Origin of the sequence: Desulfomicrobium orale DSM 12838 (genome assembly GCF_001553625.1) — a bacterium.
In the GTDB taxonomy this organism is placed as follows: Bacteria; Desulfobacterota; Desulfovibrionia; order Desulfovibrionales; family Desulfomicrobiaceae; genus Desulfomicrobium; species Desulfomicrobium orale.
The window spans coordinates 2,122,833-2,141,818 of record NZ_CP014230.1; the positions used below are offsets into that span (position 1 = coordinate 2,122,833).

At 52.2% G+C, this 18,986-nt stretch carries 19 protein-coding genes and 1 pseudogene; 12 read left to right on the forward strand and 8 right to left on the reverse strand.

Translation table 11 applies throughout. From position 1 onward, the window contains the following. Positions 1-93 precede the first annotated feature (93 nt). The 5 genes and pseudogenes from AXF15_RS13585 to AXF15_RS14055 all read left to right on the forward strand — a co-directional run bounded on the left by AXF15_RS13585 (position 94) and on the right by AXF15_RS14055 (position 4,591). Positions 94-861 (forward strand): annotated as a pseudogene (locus AXF15_RS13585) (IS5 family transposase). Positions 862-914: 53 nt separating this feature from the next. Further along, entirely contained in the window at positions 915-1,625 is a 711-nt protein-coding gene (locus AXF15_RS09870; RefSeq protein ID WP_066606757.1) for a hypothetical protein, read from the forward strand. Further along, positions 1,622-1,918, forward strand: a complete 297-nt coding sequence (locus AXF15_RS09875; RefSeq protein ID WP_066606758.1) for a hypothetical protein — start codon at positions 1,622-1,624, stop codon at positions 1,916-1,918. The genes AXF15_RS09870 and AXF15_RS09875 overlap by 4 nt, the downstream gene beginning before the upstream one ends. An 84-nt stretch (positions 1,919-2,002) precedes the next feature. After that, positions 2,003-3,148: an IS4 family transposase gene (locus AXF15_RS09880; protein WP_066606766.1), complete on the forward strand. Its 1,146-nt coding sequence runs from the start codon at positions 2,003-2,005 to the stop codon at positions 3,146-3,148. A 159-nt stretch (positions 3,149-3,307) separates the two neighbouring features. Beyond that, positions 3,308-4,591, forward strand: coding sequence for a hypothetical protein (locus tag AXF15_RS14055; protein ID WP_151192348.1), 1,284 nt, complete (start codon positions 3,308-3,310; stop codon positions 4,589-4,591). Between the two features lie 66 nt (positions 4,592-4,657). Here AXF15_RS14055 and AXF15_RS09895 read toward each other — a convergent pair whose 3' ends face one another. After that, on the reverse strand, positions 4,658-5,857 hold the full coding sequence (locus AXF15_RS09895; RefSeq protein ID WP_236884767.1) for an IS4 family transposase: 1,200 nt from the start codon (positions 5,855-5,857) through the stop codon (positions 4,658-4,660). Positions 5,858-5,901: 44 nt separating this feature from the next. Between AXF15_RS09895 and AXF15_RS09900 the strand changes: the two genes are divergently transcribed. Genes AXF15_RS09900 through AXF15_RS09920 form a run of 5 tightly spaced genes read left to right on the forward strand, consistent with a single transcriptional unit; the run spans position 5,902 to position 11,582 of the window. After that, positions 5,902-6,450 (forward strand): hypothetical protein, encoded by a 549-nt coding sequence (locus tag AXF15_RS09900; protein WP_066606773.1) that lies wholly within the window; start codon positions 5,902-5,904, stop codon positions 6,448-6,450. A 1-nt stretch (position 6,451) separates the two neighbouring features. Then, complete coding sequence (locus AXF15_RS09905; protein ID WP_066606776.1) at positions 6,452-8,314, forward strand: type IV secretory system conjugative DNA transfer family protein; 1,863 nt, start codon at positions 6,452-6,454, stop codon at positions 8,312-8,314. Then, a complete protein-coding gene (gene traF, locus AXF15_RS09910) occupies positions 8,314-8,868 on the forward strand; it encodes a conjugative transfer signal peptidase TraF (protein ID WP_066606779.1) in 555 nt (184 codons plus the stop codon). Before AXF15_RS09905 ends, traF begins: the two co-directional genes overlap by 1 nt. Further along, positions 8,819-11,365 carry a zincin-like metallopeptidase domain-containing protein gene (locus AXF15_RS14600; RefSeq protein WP_066606784.1) on the forward strand — a complete coding sequence of 849 codons (2,547 nt, stop codon included), beginning with the start codon at positions 8,819-8,821 and terminating at the stop codon, positions 11,363-11,365. The genes traF and AXF15_RS14600 overlap by 50 nt, the downstream gene beginning before the upstream one ends. A gap of 10 nt (positions 11,366-11,375) precedes the next feature. Next, positions 11,376-11,582, forward strand: a complete 207-nt coding sequence (locus AXF15_RS09920) for a hypothetical protein (RefSeq protein WP_066606786.1) — start codon at positions 11,376-11,378, stop codon at positions 11,580-11,582. Between the two features lie 579 nt (positions 11,583-12,161). Here the strand turns inward: AXF15_RS09920 and AXF15_RS09930 are convergent. From AXF15_RS09930 to trbL, 6 genes are all read right to left on the reverse strand, one after another. Beyond that, positions 12,162-12,824 (reverse strand): DNA adenine methylase, encoded by a 663-nt coding sequence (locus AXF15_RS09930; RefSeq protein ID WP_066608909.1) that lies wholly within the window; start codon positions 12,822-12,824, stop codon positions 12,162-12,164. Between the two features lie 432 nt (positions 12,825-13,256). Further along, on the reverse strand, positions 13,257-14,456 hold the full coding sequence (locus AXF15_RS09940; RefSeq protein ID WP_236884767.1) for an IS4 family transposase: 1,200 nt from the start codon (positions 14,454-14,456) through the stop codon (positions 13,257-13,259). Positions 14,457-14,751: 295 nt separating this feature from the next. Further along, complete coding sequence (locus AXF15_RS14060; protein ID WP_151192349.1) at positions 14,752-14,961, reverse strand: hypothetical protein; 210 nt, start codon at positions 14,959-14,961, stop codon at positions 14,752-14,754. Between the two features lie 23 nt (positions 14,962-14,984). Next, positions 14,985-15,671, reverse strand: coding sequence for a hypothetical protein (locus AXF15_RS09945; protein WP_066606791.1), 687 nt, complete (start codon positions 15,669-15,671; stop codon positions 14,985-14,987). 1 nt (position 15,672) lies between these two features. Continuing rightward, a complete protein-coding gene (locus AXF15_RS14065) occupies positions 15,673-16,629 on the reverse strand; it encodes a TrbM/KikA/MpfK family conjugal transfer protein (protein ID WP_066606794.1) in 957 nt (318 codons plus the stop codon). 26 nt (positions 16,630-16,655) lie between these two features. Beyond that, complete coding sequence (trbL, locus tag AXF15_RS09955) at positions 16,656-17,759, reverse strand: P-type conjugative transfer protein TrbL (protein WP_066606796.1); 1,104 nt, start codon at positions 17,757-17,759, stop codon at positions 16,656-16,658. Between trbL and AXF15_RS14070 the strand changes: the two genes are divergently transcribed. Together AXF15_RS14070 and AXF15_RS09960 are read left to right on the forward strand one after the other, a co-directional pair. Next, positions 17,719-17,946: a hypothetical protein gene (locus AXF15_RS14070; protein ID WP_151192350.1), complete on the forward strand. Its 228-nt coding sequence runs from the start codon at positions 17,719-17,721 to the stop codon at positions 17,944-17,946. The two genes, trbL and AXF15_RS14070, sit on opposite strands and share 41 nt — an antisense overlap. Then, a complete protein-coding gene (locus AXF15_RS09960) occupies positions 17,943-18,197 on the forward strand; it encodes a hypothetical protein (RefSeq protein ID WP_066606804.1) in 255 nt (84 codons plus the stop codon). Before AXF15_RS14070 ends, AXF15_RS09960 begins: the two co-directional genes overlap by 4 nt. Before the next feature lie 12 nt (positions 18,198-18,209). Here the strand turns inward: AXF15_RS09960 and trbJ are convergent, their stop codons facing one another. Next, positions 18,210-18,980, reverse strand: a complete 771-nt coding sequence (gene trbJ / locus AXF15_RS09965) for a P-type conjugative transfer protein TrbJ (RefSeq protein WP_066606806.1) — start codon at positions 18,978-18,980, stop codon at positions 18,210-18,212. Between the last annotated feature and the right edge of the window lie 6 nt (positions 18,981-18,986).

An 18,986-nucleotide genomic window follows, 5' to 3' on the forward strand; every position in this document is an offset into this window, starting at 1 on the left:
ATTTCTGTATTGCCGGACTACACGGTTTTAGGCTCAGGCCTCATTAATTGTAAAAATCAGGAAAGTTGGTTAGTTGTGCTCAGGGAGGACGCCATGAGCCAACTTTTCTACCTTTCTGCCGAACAACTGGAGCGTATCAAGCCTTTCTTTCCACTTTCACACGGCATTCCACGCGTCGATGACCTGAAAGTCATAAGCGGAATCATTTATGTCATCAAACATGGCCTGCAATGGAAAGATGCGCCGCGTGAGTATGGCCCGTATAAAACGCTGTACAATCGTTTTTTGCGCTGGAGCCGGATGGGCGTCTTCAACAATATTTTTACCGAATTGGCAAAAACAGCGGGACAGGATGGCCAGGTGATGAACGATGCAACCCACCTCAAGGCGCATCGAACCGCCGCCAGTTTGCTCAAAAAAGGGCTCTTTCCCGCTGCATCGGACGCACAAAGGGCGGTCTGAACTCCAAACTCCATGCCCTTTGCGACGGCCACGGCAGGCCCCTGGCCATGACGCTCACAGAAGGCCAGGTGAGCGACTACAAAGGAGCCGCCCTGCTTATGGACGCCATAGATGCTTTGCCCGAGGCCAGGGAGCTGCTGGCGGACCGTGGCTATGACGCCGACTGGTTCCGCAATGCCCTGCGTGCCAGAGGCATTACGCCCTGCATCCCGCCCAGAAGGAGCCGGAAGAGACCCTGCTCGTACGATAAAGATCTGTATAAACAGCGGCACAAGATCTTTGGTCATGTTTGGCAGGATCAAGGACTGGCGGAGAATAGCCATGCGTTATGACCGCTGCGCGCATACCTTCTTTTCAGCTCTGTGCCTCGCGGCTTCCGTCATTTTCTATCTCAATTAATGAGGCCTGAGCCTAGAGCCTAAAGAATATCCTGCGCCAAGGAAGCATAATAAATGGACAACCTGCCAGATAAAACAAGCCGGATGCCTCTGCCGCTTCGCTGGATACTGGGATTCACCATATTTTGCGCCATCATCATGGCGCTTTTTATTTTCTTCTTCCGTGGCGCGGGGCTGGCCTATATTTTCTATGAAATCCTGCTTCTTATGGGGCTTTTCTGGGTTGTTTGTATGTACCCCTTTCTGATCTGGGCGGCTGTGGATTTCGCAAAACGTACCGGCCGCAGCGGCAAGCGCTGGGGTTTTGGCGCGGCCATTGGCTTGTATCTTCTGGTCTTCTGGGACCAGATACCCACGTATGTACTGCACAAATATTACTGTGCCACGGAAGCAGGGGTATGGGTATATAAAACACCGGAGCAATGGAAAGCTGAAAACCCAGGCGTTGCGGAAACACTGACGTGGAAAGATTTATCTGATAATTATCGTGATGGTAAGAAAATATGGTATGTCTTCAACGAGCGCTTTCACTGGATAATAATGGAAAAATCTAACCCTATTTTTCCTGTTAGGAGGAGGATTGAAACAGTTGAAGATGTAAAAACTGGAGAGATTGTCCTGAAGAAGGTTGTTGTTAATTCGGGTTATCCTGGAGAGATGCATCCTCGAAAGGTGTTTATTGGATGTGAGAGGTGTGATCCTGATTGGAAAATATTTAGTAAATATCTATCTGAATTTCAAGAATTAGGAAGGAACGTAAAATGAAGTCATATTACGATTTTTCATCTATTTCTGAAGTAAGCTATGTTGATTTTTCTGGTGTCAATATAAATAATGATGCTCAAGTTGGCGCTGCACTTCAGGACAAAGATCGCGATGGCAGGTTTTCGCCTATTCAGGCCGTTAATTTTGTTTCAAAGTGGGATATAAAGGCTCACACGCCCAATACGGAAAGCGGCTATTCGTCCACAGTGTTCAAAAGCAAGACCGGCGCCAACTATGTTCTGGAGTTCCGAGGCACGGAGCCCAGCGACATTGGCGCATTGCTGTCCGGCTAAGGGATAAGAAAAGAGTCCAAAATCTCAGCGATATGTGGTAAAAGAAATCACCACAACATCTTGCCATACAAGGAGATTTTGGACTTGAGTCACCATAATACACTATTCTCCCAGACGCTATCTCTGATTCCCAGACATGTTTTTCAGAAACTCGAAAGACGGCACAAAACCGGGCGCTCGTCGCGTCAATTCGGTTTCAAGGAGCAGTTCACGGTCATGGCCTTCATCCAGCTTGCCGCAAGACGTTCCATGCGCGATGGCCTGCGCTGCCTTGAGGCTGCGGGAAACCGCCTGTATCACTGGGGACTGAAAAACGTGGCCCGCTCGACCTTTGCTGACGCGAACAATTCTCGCCCCGCAGGCTTTTTCAAGGATCTGTTCGCCGAGATGTACGGCCTGTGCGCCGCAAAAGCCCCGAAGCACAAATTCCGTTTCAAATCCAAATTGTTCAGTCTGGACGCCACCACCATAAAGCTTTGCCTGGCGCTTTTTCCCTGGGCCTCGTTTCGGCAGGCCAAGGGCGGCGTCAAAGTACATACCTTGCTGGATCACGATGGCCATATCCCGGCTTTCGCAACCGTCACCGACGCCAAAATCCATGAAAGCCGCATAGCTCAGGCTATGGAGTTGCCCAGGGGCTCCATCGTGGTCTTTGACAAGGGCTTCATCAGCTATCCCTGGTTTCGGATCCTCGGGGCAAAGGGTGTCTTTTTTGTGACCCGGCTCAAGCGCAACGCCGTTTTCAAACTCCTGGAGCGCCGCCTCGTGAATCGCAAGACCGGCGTTACTTCCGATCACATCATTGAAGTCTCCAGCCGGGGAAAATCCTTACGCTTGCGCCGTATCGGCTATCGTGACCAGGAAACCGGGAAACACTACGAATTTTTGACCAACCATTTCCGGCTTTCGGCGAAAACCATCGCCGACATCTATAAAGACCGCTGGCAAATCGAGCTCTTCTTCAAGGAAATCAAACAAAATTTGCGCATAAAGACCTTCGTCGGCAACTCGGAAAATGCGGTTCTGATCCAGATTTACACGGCCCTGACGGTTTACCTGCTCCTCGCGTACCAGAAATTCCTCAGCCGTCTCGGACTCTCCGTACAGCAACTCTTCCAGCTCATTCAACTCAACCTGCTCGGCGAGGCATCCTTGGATGAACTCCTGAATCCCAGACGACGAAAATTCGATAATTCATATAACTTCACACTGTTAGATTACATCGCTTAGCCGGACAGCAATGACATTGGCGATATTGCCGCAGACGGAGATATAGTCGCTGATGGTCTGGCGATAAAGCAGATTATTGACTTATATAACGATATTCAAAAGCTTACAGCCGGAAGCGGAGATGTATATTCTGTTGCATCTCTGGTATATGATGATGAATTGTCTGAAAGATTGAGAAATGCGTCAGAAGATCCGGAAGATCTTATAGCGATTTATACAGAGATTTTCAACGACGCAAATGTTATTGTCGATAGGCCTGGACTTAATGTATATCGTATAGAGAAATCTTTTGTAACGGCGCAAGAAGATGGCGCGCTGTGCGGCGTAACCAGTCTTTCCGCTGCCGGGCACAGTCTGGGCGGACATCTGGCTTCCGCGGCGTCCCGTTTATTTCCCGGTCTGATCGATAAAGTCGTTACCATCAATGGAGCGGGATTTTCTCCTGATAATGGGGGTTTAAAGCAGAACAATATCAGTCATTTGTTTTCTTTTCTTGGAGGAGAGAGCCAGTTTCGGGCTGAAAAAATTCATAACATATACGGCGAACGTGGCGTCGAACTGACAACACAGGATTCACCATATGGCCTTCTGGCTCAACCGGGAAGGCATACAGGCATATATATTGAGACAGGATTGGGCTACACATTTGGTCATGGTGTGTTGCAAATGACAGACAGTCTGGCTCTGTATGATTTATTCATAAAGGCGGACATTCATTTTCAATCTGGAAATGAAGAGCAGAACATAAAGGACATAACAGAATTTTTTGATGGCATATCAAGAAATACAGAGATGACTCTTGAGCGGATGCTGAATGCGTGGGGAGGATTGCTTGTTGAAGGATATGCGCCTGTTACATCGGAGATAATCCGGGAAGATCTTTACTCTACACTTGGGCTTATACATAAAGCTATTTCCGGAAAAACAACTACTGTCATTTCTCTGCTCGACAAATCCCCGGATCAGATTGCCGAACTGGCCCGGAACGATATTTCCGTGCGTTATGCGCTGGTCCATCTGAATCCGTTCGCGGTGCGCGGTGATGACGGACTGTATCAGAAGTTCAACAAGAACATGGAGCTGGCCCTGTACGACCCACAGACCGGCAAGGGTCTGACGGACGAGTACCTGCAAGCACGCAGCAAGATGCTCTATCTGGAGAACAAGCTCCGCATGGAGGATAAATCCTGGGCGCCTACGGATCTGGCCTCCACTGGCGGTTACTATGAGGACAGGGGCGCGGCGGTGACGGTCAACAACGTGAGAGAGTCTTCGGAATGGATCATTGCGCCGAAATATATTTTCGGCTCCGACCAGGGCGACAGCATCGAAACGCTCTACGACATTTCATATCTTCCGAGCAATGACGATCATATATTCGGCGGCGGGGATGATGTGATATCTGGAAATAGCTGGAATAAAATTTACGCTTCAGCAGTATGAAAATTTAGATTGTAGAGCTGGAATGCCGTGGAGTTGAGGATTATAATCTGATACATTGCTGTCCGGCTAAGCGATGTAATCTAACAGTGTGAAGTTATATGAATTATCGAATTTTCGTCGTCTGGGATTCAGGAGTTCATCCAAGGATGCCTCGCCGAGCAGGTTGAGTTGAATGAGCTGGAAGAGTTGCTGTACGGAGAGTCCGAGACGGCTGAGGAATTTCTGGTACGCGAGGAGCAGGTAAACCGTCAGGGCCGTGTAAATCTGGATCAGAACCGCATTTTCCGAGTTGCCGACGAAGGTCTTTATGCGCAAATTTTGTTTGATTTCCTTGAAGAAGAGCTCGATTTGCCAGCGGTCTTTATAGATGTCGGCGATGGTTTTCGCCGAAAGCCGGAAATGGTTGGTCAAAAATTCGTAGTGTTTCCCGGTTTCCTGGTCACGATAGCCGATACGGCGCAAGCGTAAGGATTTTCCCCGGCTGGAGACTTCAATGATGTGATCGGAAGTAACGCCGGTCTTGCGATTCACGAGGCGGCGCTCCAGGAGTTTGAAAACGGCGTTGCGCTTGAGCCGGGTCACAAAAAAGACACCCTTTGCCCCGAGGATCCGAAACCAGGGATAGCTGATGAAGCCCTTGTCAAAGACCACGATGGAGCCCCTGGGCAACTCCATAGCCTGAGCTATGCGGCTTTCATGGGTTTTGGCGTCGGTGACGGTTGCGAAAGCCGGGATATGGCCATCGTGATCCAGCAAGGTATGTACTTTGACGCCGCCCTTGGCCTGCCGAAACGAGGCCCAGGGAAAAAGCGACAGGCAAAGCTTTATGGTGGTGGCGTCCAGACTGAACAATTTGGATTTGAAACGGAATTTGTGCTTCGGGGCTTTTGCGGCGCACAGGCCGTACATCTCGGCGAACAGATCCTTGAAAAAGCCTACGGGGCGAGAATTGTTCGCGTCAGCAAAGGTCGAGCGGGCCACGTTTTTCAGTCCCCAGTGATACAGGCGGTTTCCCGCAGCCTCAAGGCAGCGCAGGCCATCGCGCATGGAACGTCTTGCGGCAAGCTGGATGAAGGCCATGACCGTGAACTGCTCCTTGAAACCGAATTGACGCGACGAGCGCCCGGTTTTGTGCCGTCTTTCGAGTTTCTGAAAAACATGTCTGGGAATCAGAGATAGCGTCTGGGAGAATAGTGTATTATGGTGACTCAAGTCCAGAATCTCCTTGTGTGGCAAGATGTTGTGGTGATTTCTTTTACCACACATCGCTGAGATTTTGGACTCTTTTCTTATCCCTTAGCCGGACAGCAATGCTGCTGAATATGGAGAAGCGTTCTGCCGCGAAGGCGCGGCAGGCCGTGTACGCCAAATACAAGAACCCGGCTCCGCCACAGACATGGCGGGAGTATCTGGAGCAGGAAGCGCTGGCCGGAAACGAGGACGCGCTGAAGGCGATTCAGGCGCGGGCAATAAAAGAGGCGGCCATGCCGAATCGTATTTACGGCGTCCGTCAGGAAGGCATTCCCACAGGCGAGGCGGTGAAGGTCACCAACAAAGGCAATCTGATCATGCCCGACGGCAGCCGGGACAACGGGGAGACGTTCTATTTCCCGGATTTCGTCAAAGACGATAATCTGAAGAGGGCATATCTGCGGGCGGTGAGGGTCCATCGAGGACACCTGGAGGTTGAAGGCTCTGAAGAGTTCAAAGGTAAGCTGGTAGAATTGTCGGCGGAACCGGGAATGCCACCGGTGAGCTTCAAAAATTCGGACATGCAGCAACAACGCCTGCATATTCTGGCAGAGCGTGAGCGGTCTGAAGCCCGCTCGCGTTCAAAATCCTTCTTCTGGAGCCGATAATATGAAACCAAAAAATATGACCCCGATGGTCATGCAGAGAGCAGTCAAAAAGCGGGCCCGTTACGCGAATGCTGCGAGCGTGTTTTTTTGCTGGCTGCTGGGACTGATGGTGGCCACCCAGTGGTTTGCAGCGCAGGTTAATTACCATCCGTCTTTGGGCGCGAACATTCAGCACATATATTTCCCGTGGCAGATATTTTTCTGGGCAAAAGCGTGGTGGGCGCAGAATACGCAGGCGTTCATGGACACAGGCAGCGGCGGTATGGCTGTCAGCGCGATCGGGCTGATTGCCATGCTTTTCCGGCGACACCTGACGGCAAATACGGCGCAAGCGAACGAATACATGCACGGCAGCGCCAAATGGGCGGCAAAGAAAGACATCGAGGCCGCCGGGCTGTTCGCGCAGGAGGGCGTGTATGTGGGTGGCTGGCAGGACGCCAGAGGACGGAAGCATTATCTGCGGCACGCGGGCAGTGAGCATCTGCTTTGCGTCGCTCCTACCCGATCCGGGAAAGGCATCTGCCTGGTCATCCCCACGTTGCTGTCTGTGACGCAGAGCTGCGTCATCACCGACCTTAAAGGCGAGCTGCGGGCGCTGACGGCGGGCTGGAGAAAAGAACACGCCAACAACCATGTGCTGCGCTTCGAGCCCGCATCATCGTATGGGTCGGTTGGCTGGAATCCGATGGAAGAAATCCGCATCGGCACGGAATACGAAATCGGCGATGCCCAGAATCTGGCCACCTGCATTGTTGACCCTGACGGAAAAGGCCTGCGGGACCACTGGCAAAAGACCAGCCAGGCGCTGCTGGTCGGGTGCATCCTGCACCTGCTTTACAAAAAGCAGAACAATGACTGCGACGAAGCCAGCCTGCCAGCGCTGGACGCCATGCTTTCCGACCCTGTGCGGCCAGTCGATGCTTTGTGGGCAGAGATGAAAGCCTATCCCCATAAGAACGGAGAAAATCATATCGTGGTTGGCCAGAGCGCACGAGACATGCTTGACCGGCCGCCACAGGAAGCTGGTTCGGTCCTGTCCACAGCCAAGTCCTATCTGTCTTTGTATAGGGACCCCGTTGTCCGTGCGAATGTGAAGCATTGCGGCTTCAAAATCCATGACCTCATGAACTCGGAAAAGCCGGTCTCATTGTACATCGTAACCCAGCCAGCCGATAAAGTACGGCTCAAGCCGCTGGTTCGGGTGCTCATCAATATGATCTGCCGCATTCTGGCCACCAAGATGGATTTTGTGGATACGCCGGGCGGTGGCCGCCGGGCAAGGGCCTGCTACAAACACAGACTGCTCATGATGATGGATGAATTTCCCTCCTTGGGCAAACTCGAAATCGTTCAGGAGTCCCTGGCGTTTCTGGCGGGCTATGGCATCCGGTTTTACATCATCTGTCAGGACGTGACGCAGCTACGAAGTGAAGAAACCGGCTACGGCAAGGACGAAGCCATTTCCTCCAATTGTCACATCCAGAACGCATTTCAGCCCAATAGACAGGAAACGGCCAGATATCTGTCCCAGATGACCGGGCAGACCACTGTGGTCAAAGAGCAGGTCACAGTGTCCGGCAAACGTATGGGCGCGGTGCTGGGACAGGTTTCAAAGGCCATGCAGGAAGTTTCGCGGCCACTTATGACCGACGACGAAGTGACCCGGATGCCGCCTCCGAGAAAAGACGGAGAAAACCTGATCGAGGGCGGAGACATGCTCATTTTTGCCGCCGGTTTCCCGGCCATCTACGGCAAGCAGATGCCCTATTTTCTGGACCCGGTGTTTCGCGCCCGGTCGCAGTGCAATCCTCCGGCTGAATCGGAAGTGCTGCGGGAAGAACCCCAGAGAGTGCGGATTGACTGATGCGCCGGATCGTCTTTGGCGTGGCGGGATGCCTTCTTTTTCTGGCGTTGGCGCAAAGCGCCATAGTCATCAACACATCACCTTCATTCCCGGAGGGCCTGTATCTGAAGACATATCGGACACCACGGAAAGGCGACCTGGTGCTTGTCTGCCCACCCGGGAAAAAAATTTTTCGTTCAGTCCGGGAGCGGGGCTGGCTTGCTCCAGGGCTTTGTGAATCCGGGACGGAAATGATCATCAAACGCATAGCGGCAGGAGGTGGCGACCAGATTGAAATCAGCGCGGAGGCAGTGAGTGTCAATGGCCAGACCCTACCCCAGAGCAGACGGATTTTTAATCTGCCCGGCATGATTTCCGTGCCGACCAGGTGCGTGCTGAAAACCGGAGAGGTTTTGCTCATGTCGCCCCATCCTCGCAGCTTTGACGGGCGGTATTTCGGCGCGCTGGAAATCGGATGCGTCAAAACAACGCTCACAACGCTTTTTCTCTGGTCGGAGGATGATCATGGCGACACAGAAGGAGCTGTATACGCGGATAGCGGAAACGCTCATTGAAAAAATACGATCCGGCACGGCTCCGTGGCAGAAACCTTGGAAAGGCGTGCAGGAAGCTTTCCCCATCAATGGCACCACCGGCAAGCGGTATCGCGGCGGAAATATGATGTGGCTCATGGCCCAGGAGCGCGAAGATCCCAGGTGGATGACCTATCAGCAGGCCCAGAGCGTCGGGGCACAAGTCAAAAAAGGAGAAAAGGGCATCCCACTCATTTATTGGCAGTTTCAGGAAGAAAAGACCGTCAAGGACGAAGACGGCCAAAAAAAGAAAGTGATTGTTGAGCTGGAACGCCCAAGGAGCTTTGTTTTTACTGTCTTCAACGCGGAACAGATTGACGGCCTGCCAGCCATCGAGAGGCCGGAAAAAAGGGACTGGGCCCCTGTTCAACGGGCAGAAGACATCATTGCCGCCAGCGGGGCGCGCATCGAGCACAAGGCGGGAAACCGGGCTTTCTACAGGGCCAGCGAGGACAAGATTGTTCTGCCCAGACAAGAGCAGTTCCAATCCGCCGACGGGTATTACTCCACCGCCCTGCACGAGCTTGGGCATTGGACCGGCCACTCAAGCCGTCTGGACCGGGAAGTTGGACGCAATCCCTTCGGCAGCATTGAATACGCCAAGGAAGAGTTGCGGGCGGAGATCGCAAGCATGATGCTTGGGGCGGAGGTCGGCTTGTCTGGCCGGGAAGACGACAGCCATGCCGCCTATGTGGAAAGCTGGTGCAAGGTCCTGGAGGATGATCCACGAGAGATATTCCGTGCGGCGGCGGATGCCGAAAAAATCATGGATTATGTGCTGGAGCTGGAGCGCGAGAAAGTCCTTGGGCAGACTGCCCGGCAAGCTGCGGGGGAACTGCTGGAAGTGGATACGAAGACGTTGACACAGGACCAGCGGGAACAATTTATCGCGGGCTGGCTGTCTGCTGGCGGTTCGGATTCCGACTTCAACACCCAAGCGCCCCGCACTTGCCCGTGGGAGCATGAAAATACGGTGATTTCCGTGGCCGGTCAGACTCCATACGACTGGGGGAAAAGCTGGCTGGCTCAGAACCGCGAAGCAGTGCAGGAAGAAGAACAGCAACAGCAGCAGGACCAGACTATGCCGGCCGCGAACACCCAGGACAAAGAAGACCGGACATATCTGGCCGTGCCTTTCGGGGAGAAGGATGCGGCCAGAGAACTCGGCGCGAAATGGGATCGGATGGAGCGGGCATGGTATGTGCCTTCCGGCGTTGATCCCGCGCCTTTCCAACATTGGTTCCCAGAGAACCAGGCGCAGCAGCCGGAAAAGCCGAAGCGCCCGGAGGAACAGCGGACATATCTGGCCGTGCCTTTCGGGGAGAAAGACGCGGCCAGAGAACTTGGCGCGAAGTGGGACACCCGGACAAAGAGTTGGTATGTTGGCCCAGAAGCAGATATAAGCAAACTTGAAAAGTGGCTCCCCGAAAACCAGCGCCAGCCGGAGCAGACCCCGGCCCTCGATCCCAGACAGGAGTTTGCCCAGACATTGCGGCAAATGGGATTCGTGGTGGATGGTGAACATCCCATCATGGATGGCAAGAGCCATCGCGCTCCGCTGGAAGATGACCGGCCAGGGCAGCAAAGCGGATTTTACGTTGGGCATCTGGACGGCCGCCCGGCAGGGTACGCCAAAAACAACCGCAGCGGCGAGGAGATGCGCTGGAAGTCCGAAGGCAAGATTCTGACGCCAGAGGACAAGGCCGCGTTCGCGGCACGAAGCGCGGAAAAGCTGAAGGCGCGGGCGGAAGAGCTGGAGGCGACACACAACCGCACGGCGCAGCGCGTCCTGCATCAACTGGGCGGGATGACGGCTGCGGAGGAACCCACGAAGTACATGCGGGCCAAAGGGATTGGCCCACAGACAGGCGTATATCTGGGCAAAGACGGCGTAACCTGCCTGCCCGCCCAGGACGTGGACGGCAAGGTCTGGACCATGCAGTATATCCAGCCTGACGGCACCAAGCGCTTTGCGGCTGGCGGCAAGAAAGAAGGCTGCTTTCATCCGGTCGGCGGCAGCAGAGGCATGGACGAGGTGTTGAAGGCTCCGGCCATTGTCATTGCCGAAGGCTATGCGACGGCGGCCAGTCTGGCCAAGGAGCTGGGATTTGCGACCATTGCCGCCTTTGATTCCGGCAATGTGGTCCATGTGGCCGAGGCTTTCAGGGAGAAATATCCGGAAAAAGCCATCCTCATTGCCGGTGACGACGACCGGCATTTGCCCACAAATCCCGGCAGGGCCAAAGCGGAGCTTGCGGCCAAAAAGGTGGGCGGACTGGCCGTGTTTCCGATTTTTACGCCAGAAGAGAAAGGCAGGGAGTTCACCGATTTCAACGATCTGGCCACGCGCAGCAAGCTTGGAGCGGAGGCCATCAGGCGGCAAGTACAGCCAGAGCTGAACAAAGCCATCGCCATGCGCCAGAATTGGATGCAGCAGCAAAGAATGTCCCAGAACAAACAGCAAGGCGTTACGCGCTAACGGAGGAAATATGTGCGAAAAGAATAATCCGGACTACAGTTACGTCCGCCCCACGGACGAGGAAAATCTGAGCGAAAGCACGAATGAGAAGCTGGCGGCCATCAGTGAAAACCCGGGACTGATCGTGGAATTTGACCCGGAGCAGGCGGAGCTTGCGGGCGCATTCCGCGAAGACGCCATGAGCGAAGAGGACGCCCTGGACGCTATGTACGACTAGAAATGGGACCGGCATTTGGGCCACCGACAGTGGCCCGAATGGCAATCCTGGAAGGCATGTACGGTTTGGCCAAAATAGACAGAAATATCTATGTTGCCTGGCTGCATAGGCAAAAATGACTATGCAGCATCGCGCGCCATCCAACGGTGGCGACATTGACAAGGCACATACCGCGCCATAAAAGAAGGCCGAGTGCTGATCACACTCGGCCCCGGAGCCGGGGCAAGCCCCCGAGAATGGGCTTCTCAGGTTTTCGCCCCTGTAGGACTGCAATTCCTACAGGGGCTTCGTTTTACCTATCGCCGGAAAATCCGGCGCAGTATGAACGCAACCAGTACGCCGCCAACCACATGGGCCGCAACGTCCGATAGGAATTGCTCCATAGGCATGACCTCCTTACGGGGGCCAGCCTTCAGGCTCCGGGACGGACCGTAAACGGACGAATTAGCGGCGTCAATTTTTAGCAGGATGACATATTGGGCAAGGAATAGGCACTTTTGGAGCTTATATTTCAGGACGTTAGCGGCTGCACACATTAGGTGTACTGCCCTTTGGGCAAAAATACCTCCTCGCGCCGAATCAATCCCGGACGGACAGCAGGGCGTCCAGTATAGCCAATCGTTCAGCCGGAGGAAGCTGTTGAAATTTTGCGGCCCAGCGGGATGCCTTACGCTTAATCCGCTGGCGATCGGTGAAATTCCTGCCAGCGTATGAATGCCAATGCACAAAGCCGGAATCAAAATTCATCCAGAGTTTCTCGGTACGGACTCCGCCTCTGGTCATTGATTGAAATTCGACTGTACGCCAGTCGGAAAGCAAGGAATCATACAGAGACGAAGGATACCCGGAAAGAATCACATACGCCGGAACAGACTGGAGTTTCCGGATAAGCTCAACATGGTCCGCGTCCGTGTATTCGTACCGATACCTGGATTTTCCTCGTCTTGTGGAGTGCAAATAGGGCGGATCGACGTACAACAGTACACGGCCAGATCTTGCATAATCAATCTCATCTATGAACCTGTGGGCATCAGCGCAGACCAGCTTTACCGGATATGGGCAGGAAAACGAGTCAAGAGCAGCCTGGTCAAGATCGACGCCAATAGACCGTGCAGCGGGTGGCTTCAAACGCATCACAGCCCCACCACCCAAATGGGTTTCGACATAGACATCGTGCGGCGGCATCTGGCTGATAATTGCCTGATATGCTCCGGATGCCTGTTTTGACCCAAGGTACCCCATCTCCTCAACCTCCGCGGGCATAGTCAGCCTTGTCTATGGCGGCCGTAATAGATAAAGACGACTATATGGTGTCTAGCGATCAGGACTTATGTTAAATTGGGCATTGGATATACTTAAATGACTGTGGGGCAACAAAGTTAGGAATTTTTATAAACGGATTTATTTCTATCTCGTACTTTATGAGACGCCCTATTTCTATGGCATGCGCCAACTTCCTGTTCATGAAATAGTCAGTATAAAATTTTTCTGTAATACCTGAATGTTCTTTAGTTTGTTCCCATATGATATTTGGTTTCCCAGAAATGATATTAGAAATCGTAAATTCACCTACAATACGCCCAACGGGCATTGTAGAATAGATAATAACACTTTCAACTTCTTTTCTAAATAAAACCTTTCTAAATTCATATTTTTTTGATCATTGCTGTCCGGCTAAGCGATGTAATCTAACAGTGTGAAGTTATATGAATTATCGAATTTTCGTCGTCTGGGATTCAGGAGTTCATCCAAGGATGCCTCGCCGAGCAGGTTGAGTTGAATGAGCTGGAAGAGTTGCTGTACGGAGAGTCCGAGACGGCTGAGGAATTTCTGGTACGCGAGGAGCAGGTAAACCGTCAGGGCCGTGTAAATCTGGATCAGGACAGCGTTTTCCGAGTTGCCGACGAAGGTCTTTATGCGCAAATTTTGTTTGATTTCCTTGAAGAAGAGCTCGATTTGCCAGCGGTCTTTATAGATGTCGGCGATGGTTTTCGCCGAAAGCCGGAAATGGTTGGTCAAAAATTCGTAGTGTTTCCCGGTTTCCTGGTCACGATAGCCGATACGGCGCAAGCGTAAGGATTTTCCCCGGCTGGAGACTTCAATGATGTGATCGGAAGTAACGCCGGTCTTGCGATTCACGAGGCGGCGCTCCAGGAGTTTGAAAACGGCGTTGCGCTTGAGCCGGGTCACAAAAAAGACGCCCTTTGCCCCGAGGATCCGAAACCAGGGATAGCTGATGAAGCCCTTGTCAAAGACCACGATGGAGCCCCTGGGCAACTCCATAGCCTGAGCTATGCGGCTTTCATGGGTTTTGGCGTCGGTGACGGTTGCGAAAGCCGGGATATGGCCATCGTGATCCAGCAAGGTATGTACTTTGACGCCGCCCTTGGCCTGCCGAAACGAGGCCCAGGGAAAAAGCGACAGGCAAAGCTTTATGGTGGTGGCGTCCAGACTGAACAATTTGGATTTGAAACGGAATTTGTGCTTCGGGGCTTTTGCGGCGCACAGGCCGTACATCTCGGCGAACAGATCCTTGAAAAAGCCTACGGGGCGAGAATTGTTCGCGTCAGCAAAGGTCGAGCGGGCCACGTTTTTCAGTCCCCAGTGATACAGGCGGTTTCCCGCAGCCTCAAGGCAGCGCAGGCCATCGCGCATGGAACGTCTTGCGGCAAGCTGGATGAAGGCCATGACCGTGAACTGCTCCTTGAAACCGAATTGACGCGACGAGCGCCCGGTTTTGTGCCGTCTTTCGAGTTTCTGAAAAACATGTCTGGGAATCAGAGATAGCGTCTGGGAGAATAGTGTATTATGGTGACTCAAGTCCAGAATCTCCTTGTGTGGCAAGATGTTGTGGTGATTTCTTTTACCACACATCGCTGAGATTTTGGACTCTTTTCTTATCCCTTAGCCGGACAGCAATGTTTTTTGATCTGAAAAAAATTTTCCTCACAAACTCAGGTTTAATAGATAACAACACCTTCATATGCGTTCCAAAAAATTAAATTAGTCTGTTTTTTCCAAGACAGTCCATGTTTTCCCCGCCGAGATCCGGCATAGTCAGCACTGTCTATCTCCGTGGGCATAGCCAGCCTTGTCTATGTTGGCCAATACAGACAGAGATGACTATGCTGCCGGCAGCATAGCCAAAAACGTCTATGGTGTCCAGCAATCAAGGCTTCTCTGGGCTTTTTTTGGATGTCGAGCTAACGACGACATTGAGGCTAGCCGCAGAAAGATCGCCAACGATGACTGCTCCAACAGGTCCGGCATATTTTACCGAAGGGGTTTTGCCGGAAGTAAGTGCATCCATTACCGCCGCTTGAATCTTGGGGCTTGCCGCCCGGTAAAGGGCCAAAAGCTTCTCTTCTTCTGGAGTCATTATTCCATGCCTCACCATTTGACTCAAAAAAGTAATTTTCCATACTCGCCGAATCTTCCAAGGAAACCCTTGCTCAGAGCCGGAAGGATTCTCTGTATCACTTCTTCGGCGTCAAAAATCGCATCATATCCTCTGCGACGGTTTTCCAGGCGAATGCGGACATCGTAGTGATGCGTAGCCCATCCATTTCCATCATCGCGTTTCACTTCCGTGGATACAGGCGCTGCCGCGCAGTATGCCGGAAGTTTTTTCACCAGATTCCTGAATGCGCTGTATGCATGCATGTCTGTATCGGATTCACTGACACGGACGCCATGCATGAATGGTGAATCCTTGTCATAAAGGAAGCATTTCCCAATGCATGTCCTGTGATTCCCATCTTCTGTCACGTACCCCTTGCCGTCGATAATGGCTACGAACATACCGGGAAGACGCTTCACAATATCTGTATAATACCCCGGATTATCGTGAAATGCCCTTAAGTTGATATTCATGCGGCGGCCTTTCTTCAGAAATTCCCGCCATGTCATGCCGATGTAATCCGGGTGCATTGTCCCGCATATCCGCATGATGTTGACGGAGCCTTCCGAACTCCATGTCATCATCTTTCGGAAAGGCTCCTTGTCCCGTTCTTGTTCCCAGGGCTCAATGACTTCATCAACAAAGTAGGGAACAGACCCGAAATGCCGCAGAATTTCCTCGTCTGTCATGTCAGTCCACCCACTTGGTATGCCACGGCTCGCTGCCACGGATCAGACGCGGCCGGTCGATGAAAATATAATCATGTCCCCAGTACGCCTCGCAGTAGTCCGGAGGCGTTTCGTTCACTTCCCAGTAGCGGATTTCCAGCACACACCAGTCCTCCCAAGGCTTATCCCCGGTTTCGTAGCGGCACGTGATCGTCCAGGTGTCGCCCTCGATCGGCTTCAGATATTTGTAATCATACTCCTTCACGAGCATGCACGGGCACTGTGACCTTGGCACGCGCCGGGTTATTTCCACCCAGCGGCCACGGGCGTTCAGGTCTGCCGCCGAGCATACGCCAGCACCTCTGGCCAGCGCCCGCAACCAAGTGGATTTCGTGTTGCCGTCCATCTCATCCAGTGGGCAAAGATCCAGAAAATTGGCCCGTGCCCGGACCGTATCCGACCACTTAAGTTTGCGGATGCCAAAATAGCGCTCCAGTGACGGATTGCATTCCGACGGCCGAGTGGAACTGGACAGGCAAAGGATAGCCTCGCAGGCCAGTTTTTCGTCACCGGTCAGCATATCACCGCCAGCGCCCAGGCCCGCAATATGTCCCTGTAGCTGCTCCTGGCTCATGCCCGGAGGCAGCACCGCCCCGGAGGACTCCAGTTGCTGCTGAATCCAATGAGTCTGGTTCGTGGCGTTTTCATCCATGAAATCCCTTTTGATGTGCCTGCCTCTGGACTCCAAGGCGTTCATCTGAGCCTGAAGGTCCATATTTTCCAGAGCGGCGGCCATTTCCCGGATCAAGGCTTCTTTATCCACCGTCGAAGGCAATGGGACGCCTTCCAGATGTTTGAGTATCCACTCCCTGGTGGCATTTTTTTCTTCCGTCCCGTTCTCGGTTCCGGCCAATGACACGGCAACAATGGCCAATAGTATGACAGCAATAACAAGAGTATTGGTGATGACGTTTTTCATGGCTTTACTTCCTTGTTATTCCTTGCTTAAACAGGAGTTGAACCCGTTGGTTTGCCGCCAATTTTGCTGGTATCGAGACCTTGGGATTTGCCTCCGCTGCCAGCCAATTTGCCAAAAACGGATTGAGCGGCACTCTTGGCATAGCCACCGGCGGCAACGGCCCCCGTAGCCGCCAGCCCTGTGGCAAAGCTGGACGCTCCCCCGGCGACGTTAGAAAACGAGGAGCCGACAGCCGCACCGACAAAACCGCCACCAAAGGCGGCAGCACCACTGGCAGCGCCGATACTTGCGCCGGTGATGATACCAGATACCATTGCCGGGACTTTGTTGGTGAGGAACAAAAGGGTGATAGCGGAGACAAGGATGACGGCAAATTCCGTCAAATTTGCCTCAGTAGAGATTTTACTCACTTGGTCCATTAAAATGCCTTTGGCAATGCCAATGAGCAGGATTGTGGTCATCAAGCTCGCGGCAACACCAAGAACAGTCTTGAAGTAATTTATGGCCATATCAGATGTCCATTTGCACCCACCCAGACCGAGATATATGATCCCAGCATAGCAAAGTATCCATCCGGAACAATAAAGTATAAGCATATTTACTGCTATCAAAGATATTATAATCAGAACACCAGCACCGATAAGCAAAAGACCAAGGCTCCCTGTTGGATTGCTATATGACATACCCTGTCGTGCTTTTTCAAATACTTCAAATCCAACATCAACGACGCTTGAGAGTCCAGTTATGTTCTGCTTGCTTGCACCGGCGCCGATAGCAGTGAATGAATTAATAATATCTCCAGCAAACTTTGGCCCATTTTCAAGTAACCATAAGTAAAATCCAAAAAATATGCAAAACCTGATCAGTTCTCCGGCATACTCTGCAAGTGACGACCGATGAAATAGTAGTTGCCCAAACGTCCATATCATGCTAATAATACCAAGTACAAAGAAGAGCCACCGTGCACGATCCATCATGTAGTCCTTCCATCCCTCGGCAGCGCTTTTATACTTTACCACAACGGATTCAAGAATGCTGTCATTTGTAAGTTCTGCAAAAGCATCCACAGAAATCAAAAGGAGGAAAATTATGAAAAGAAATATCGGTATGGTTTTACTTATTCTGTCCATGACAGGATTCCTTGGTGTTGTAGGTTGCAATAGTCATGAAGAATTAGCAAAGCAGATTGCTGAAACAGAACATAAATTGGAACTCGCGGAACAGCGAGCTATAAAAGCAGAAAACATTGTCAAGGATCTTGAACATCGCAAGAAAGTTGCAAAAGAGTTCGCCAGTGTATGTGGGGTTAAACAATGAAATATGCATATGTATCCATTTTACTTCTTCTGGCCCTTCCTGCCTGCAACAACGATCTGGAAAATCGCCTCGCTGTTGCTCAGCAGCAACTTGCCCTGACAGAAGAACGCGCGGCCAAGGCCGAAGCGCGGGCTGTCGAGCTGGAGCAGGAAATAGAGTATCTCGAAAAGATTACGAAACAAAAGCGCGCTGAAAACAACAAGCGTTCCGACGAACTGACCAATAAACTCTTCCGCGGCCATAAAAATTGAGACTCTTCAAGCTCAGAAATCTATCATTGGCTGTTCCGGCGACTTGACATACCGCGATTCTGTCAATTTCTCCCATGCCGCCCGTTCCCGCGCTTCCTTGGCCACAACAGCCATAGCGCGGGCATTTTCTGCCGCTGCCTGGGCGGCCATCATCGCCCGCATTTCCAGCAACTGATTGGCCTGCTGGGCCAGTAGCTGATTGGTGTACTGGATGGCCTGCAAGCGTCCCTTCGCGGCTGCGGCTGCGCTTTGCAGTTTGCGGAGTCTGTCTGCTGACGCATCCAGAGACGCCTTCTGGTCACCCAGCACGGCGGCCAATCCCAGATTGGCTTCGTGTTGAGTGTTCGACCAGACCACTTCCTCTTCCAGCAAGTCTCTGAAATCTTCCTGACTGCCTGTGGTCCAGAATTTATGCCCTCTGTACCCGTTCAGATTTCCATAGTTTTTAAGATGCTGGAGCCATGCGGCGCTGCCCATTTTCGAGTATCTGTCTAATTCAGCCTGAAGATTTGTAATGTCTTCCATTGTGTTTTCTACTTGGGACCATATATACAGTGCTGGCTGAGCGCTGTTCATCGCCATGTCTTCATATTGTTTTACGAGCATCTGATAATGCCGTACCTGCTCCGCCAAGTCTTCAATCTGTTTCATATACTGCATGATCGCCTGGGCGATTGCCGCAACGTCAATGACAGGGATTCCTCCTGCCCGGACAATACTTGCCGGAAAAATCAGAGAAAAGCACAAAACAAAAACACAAATAGATGACCTGACAGCTTTCATGATTCC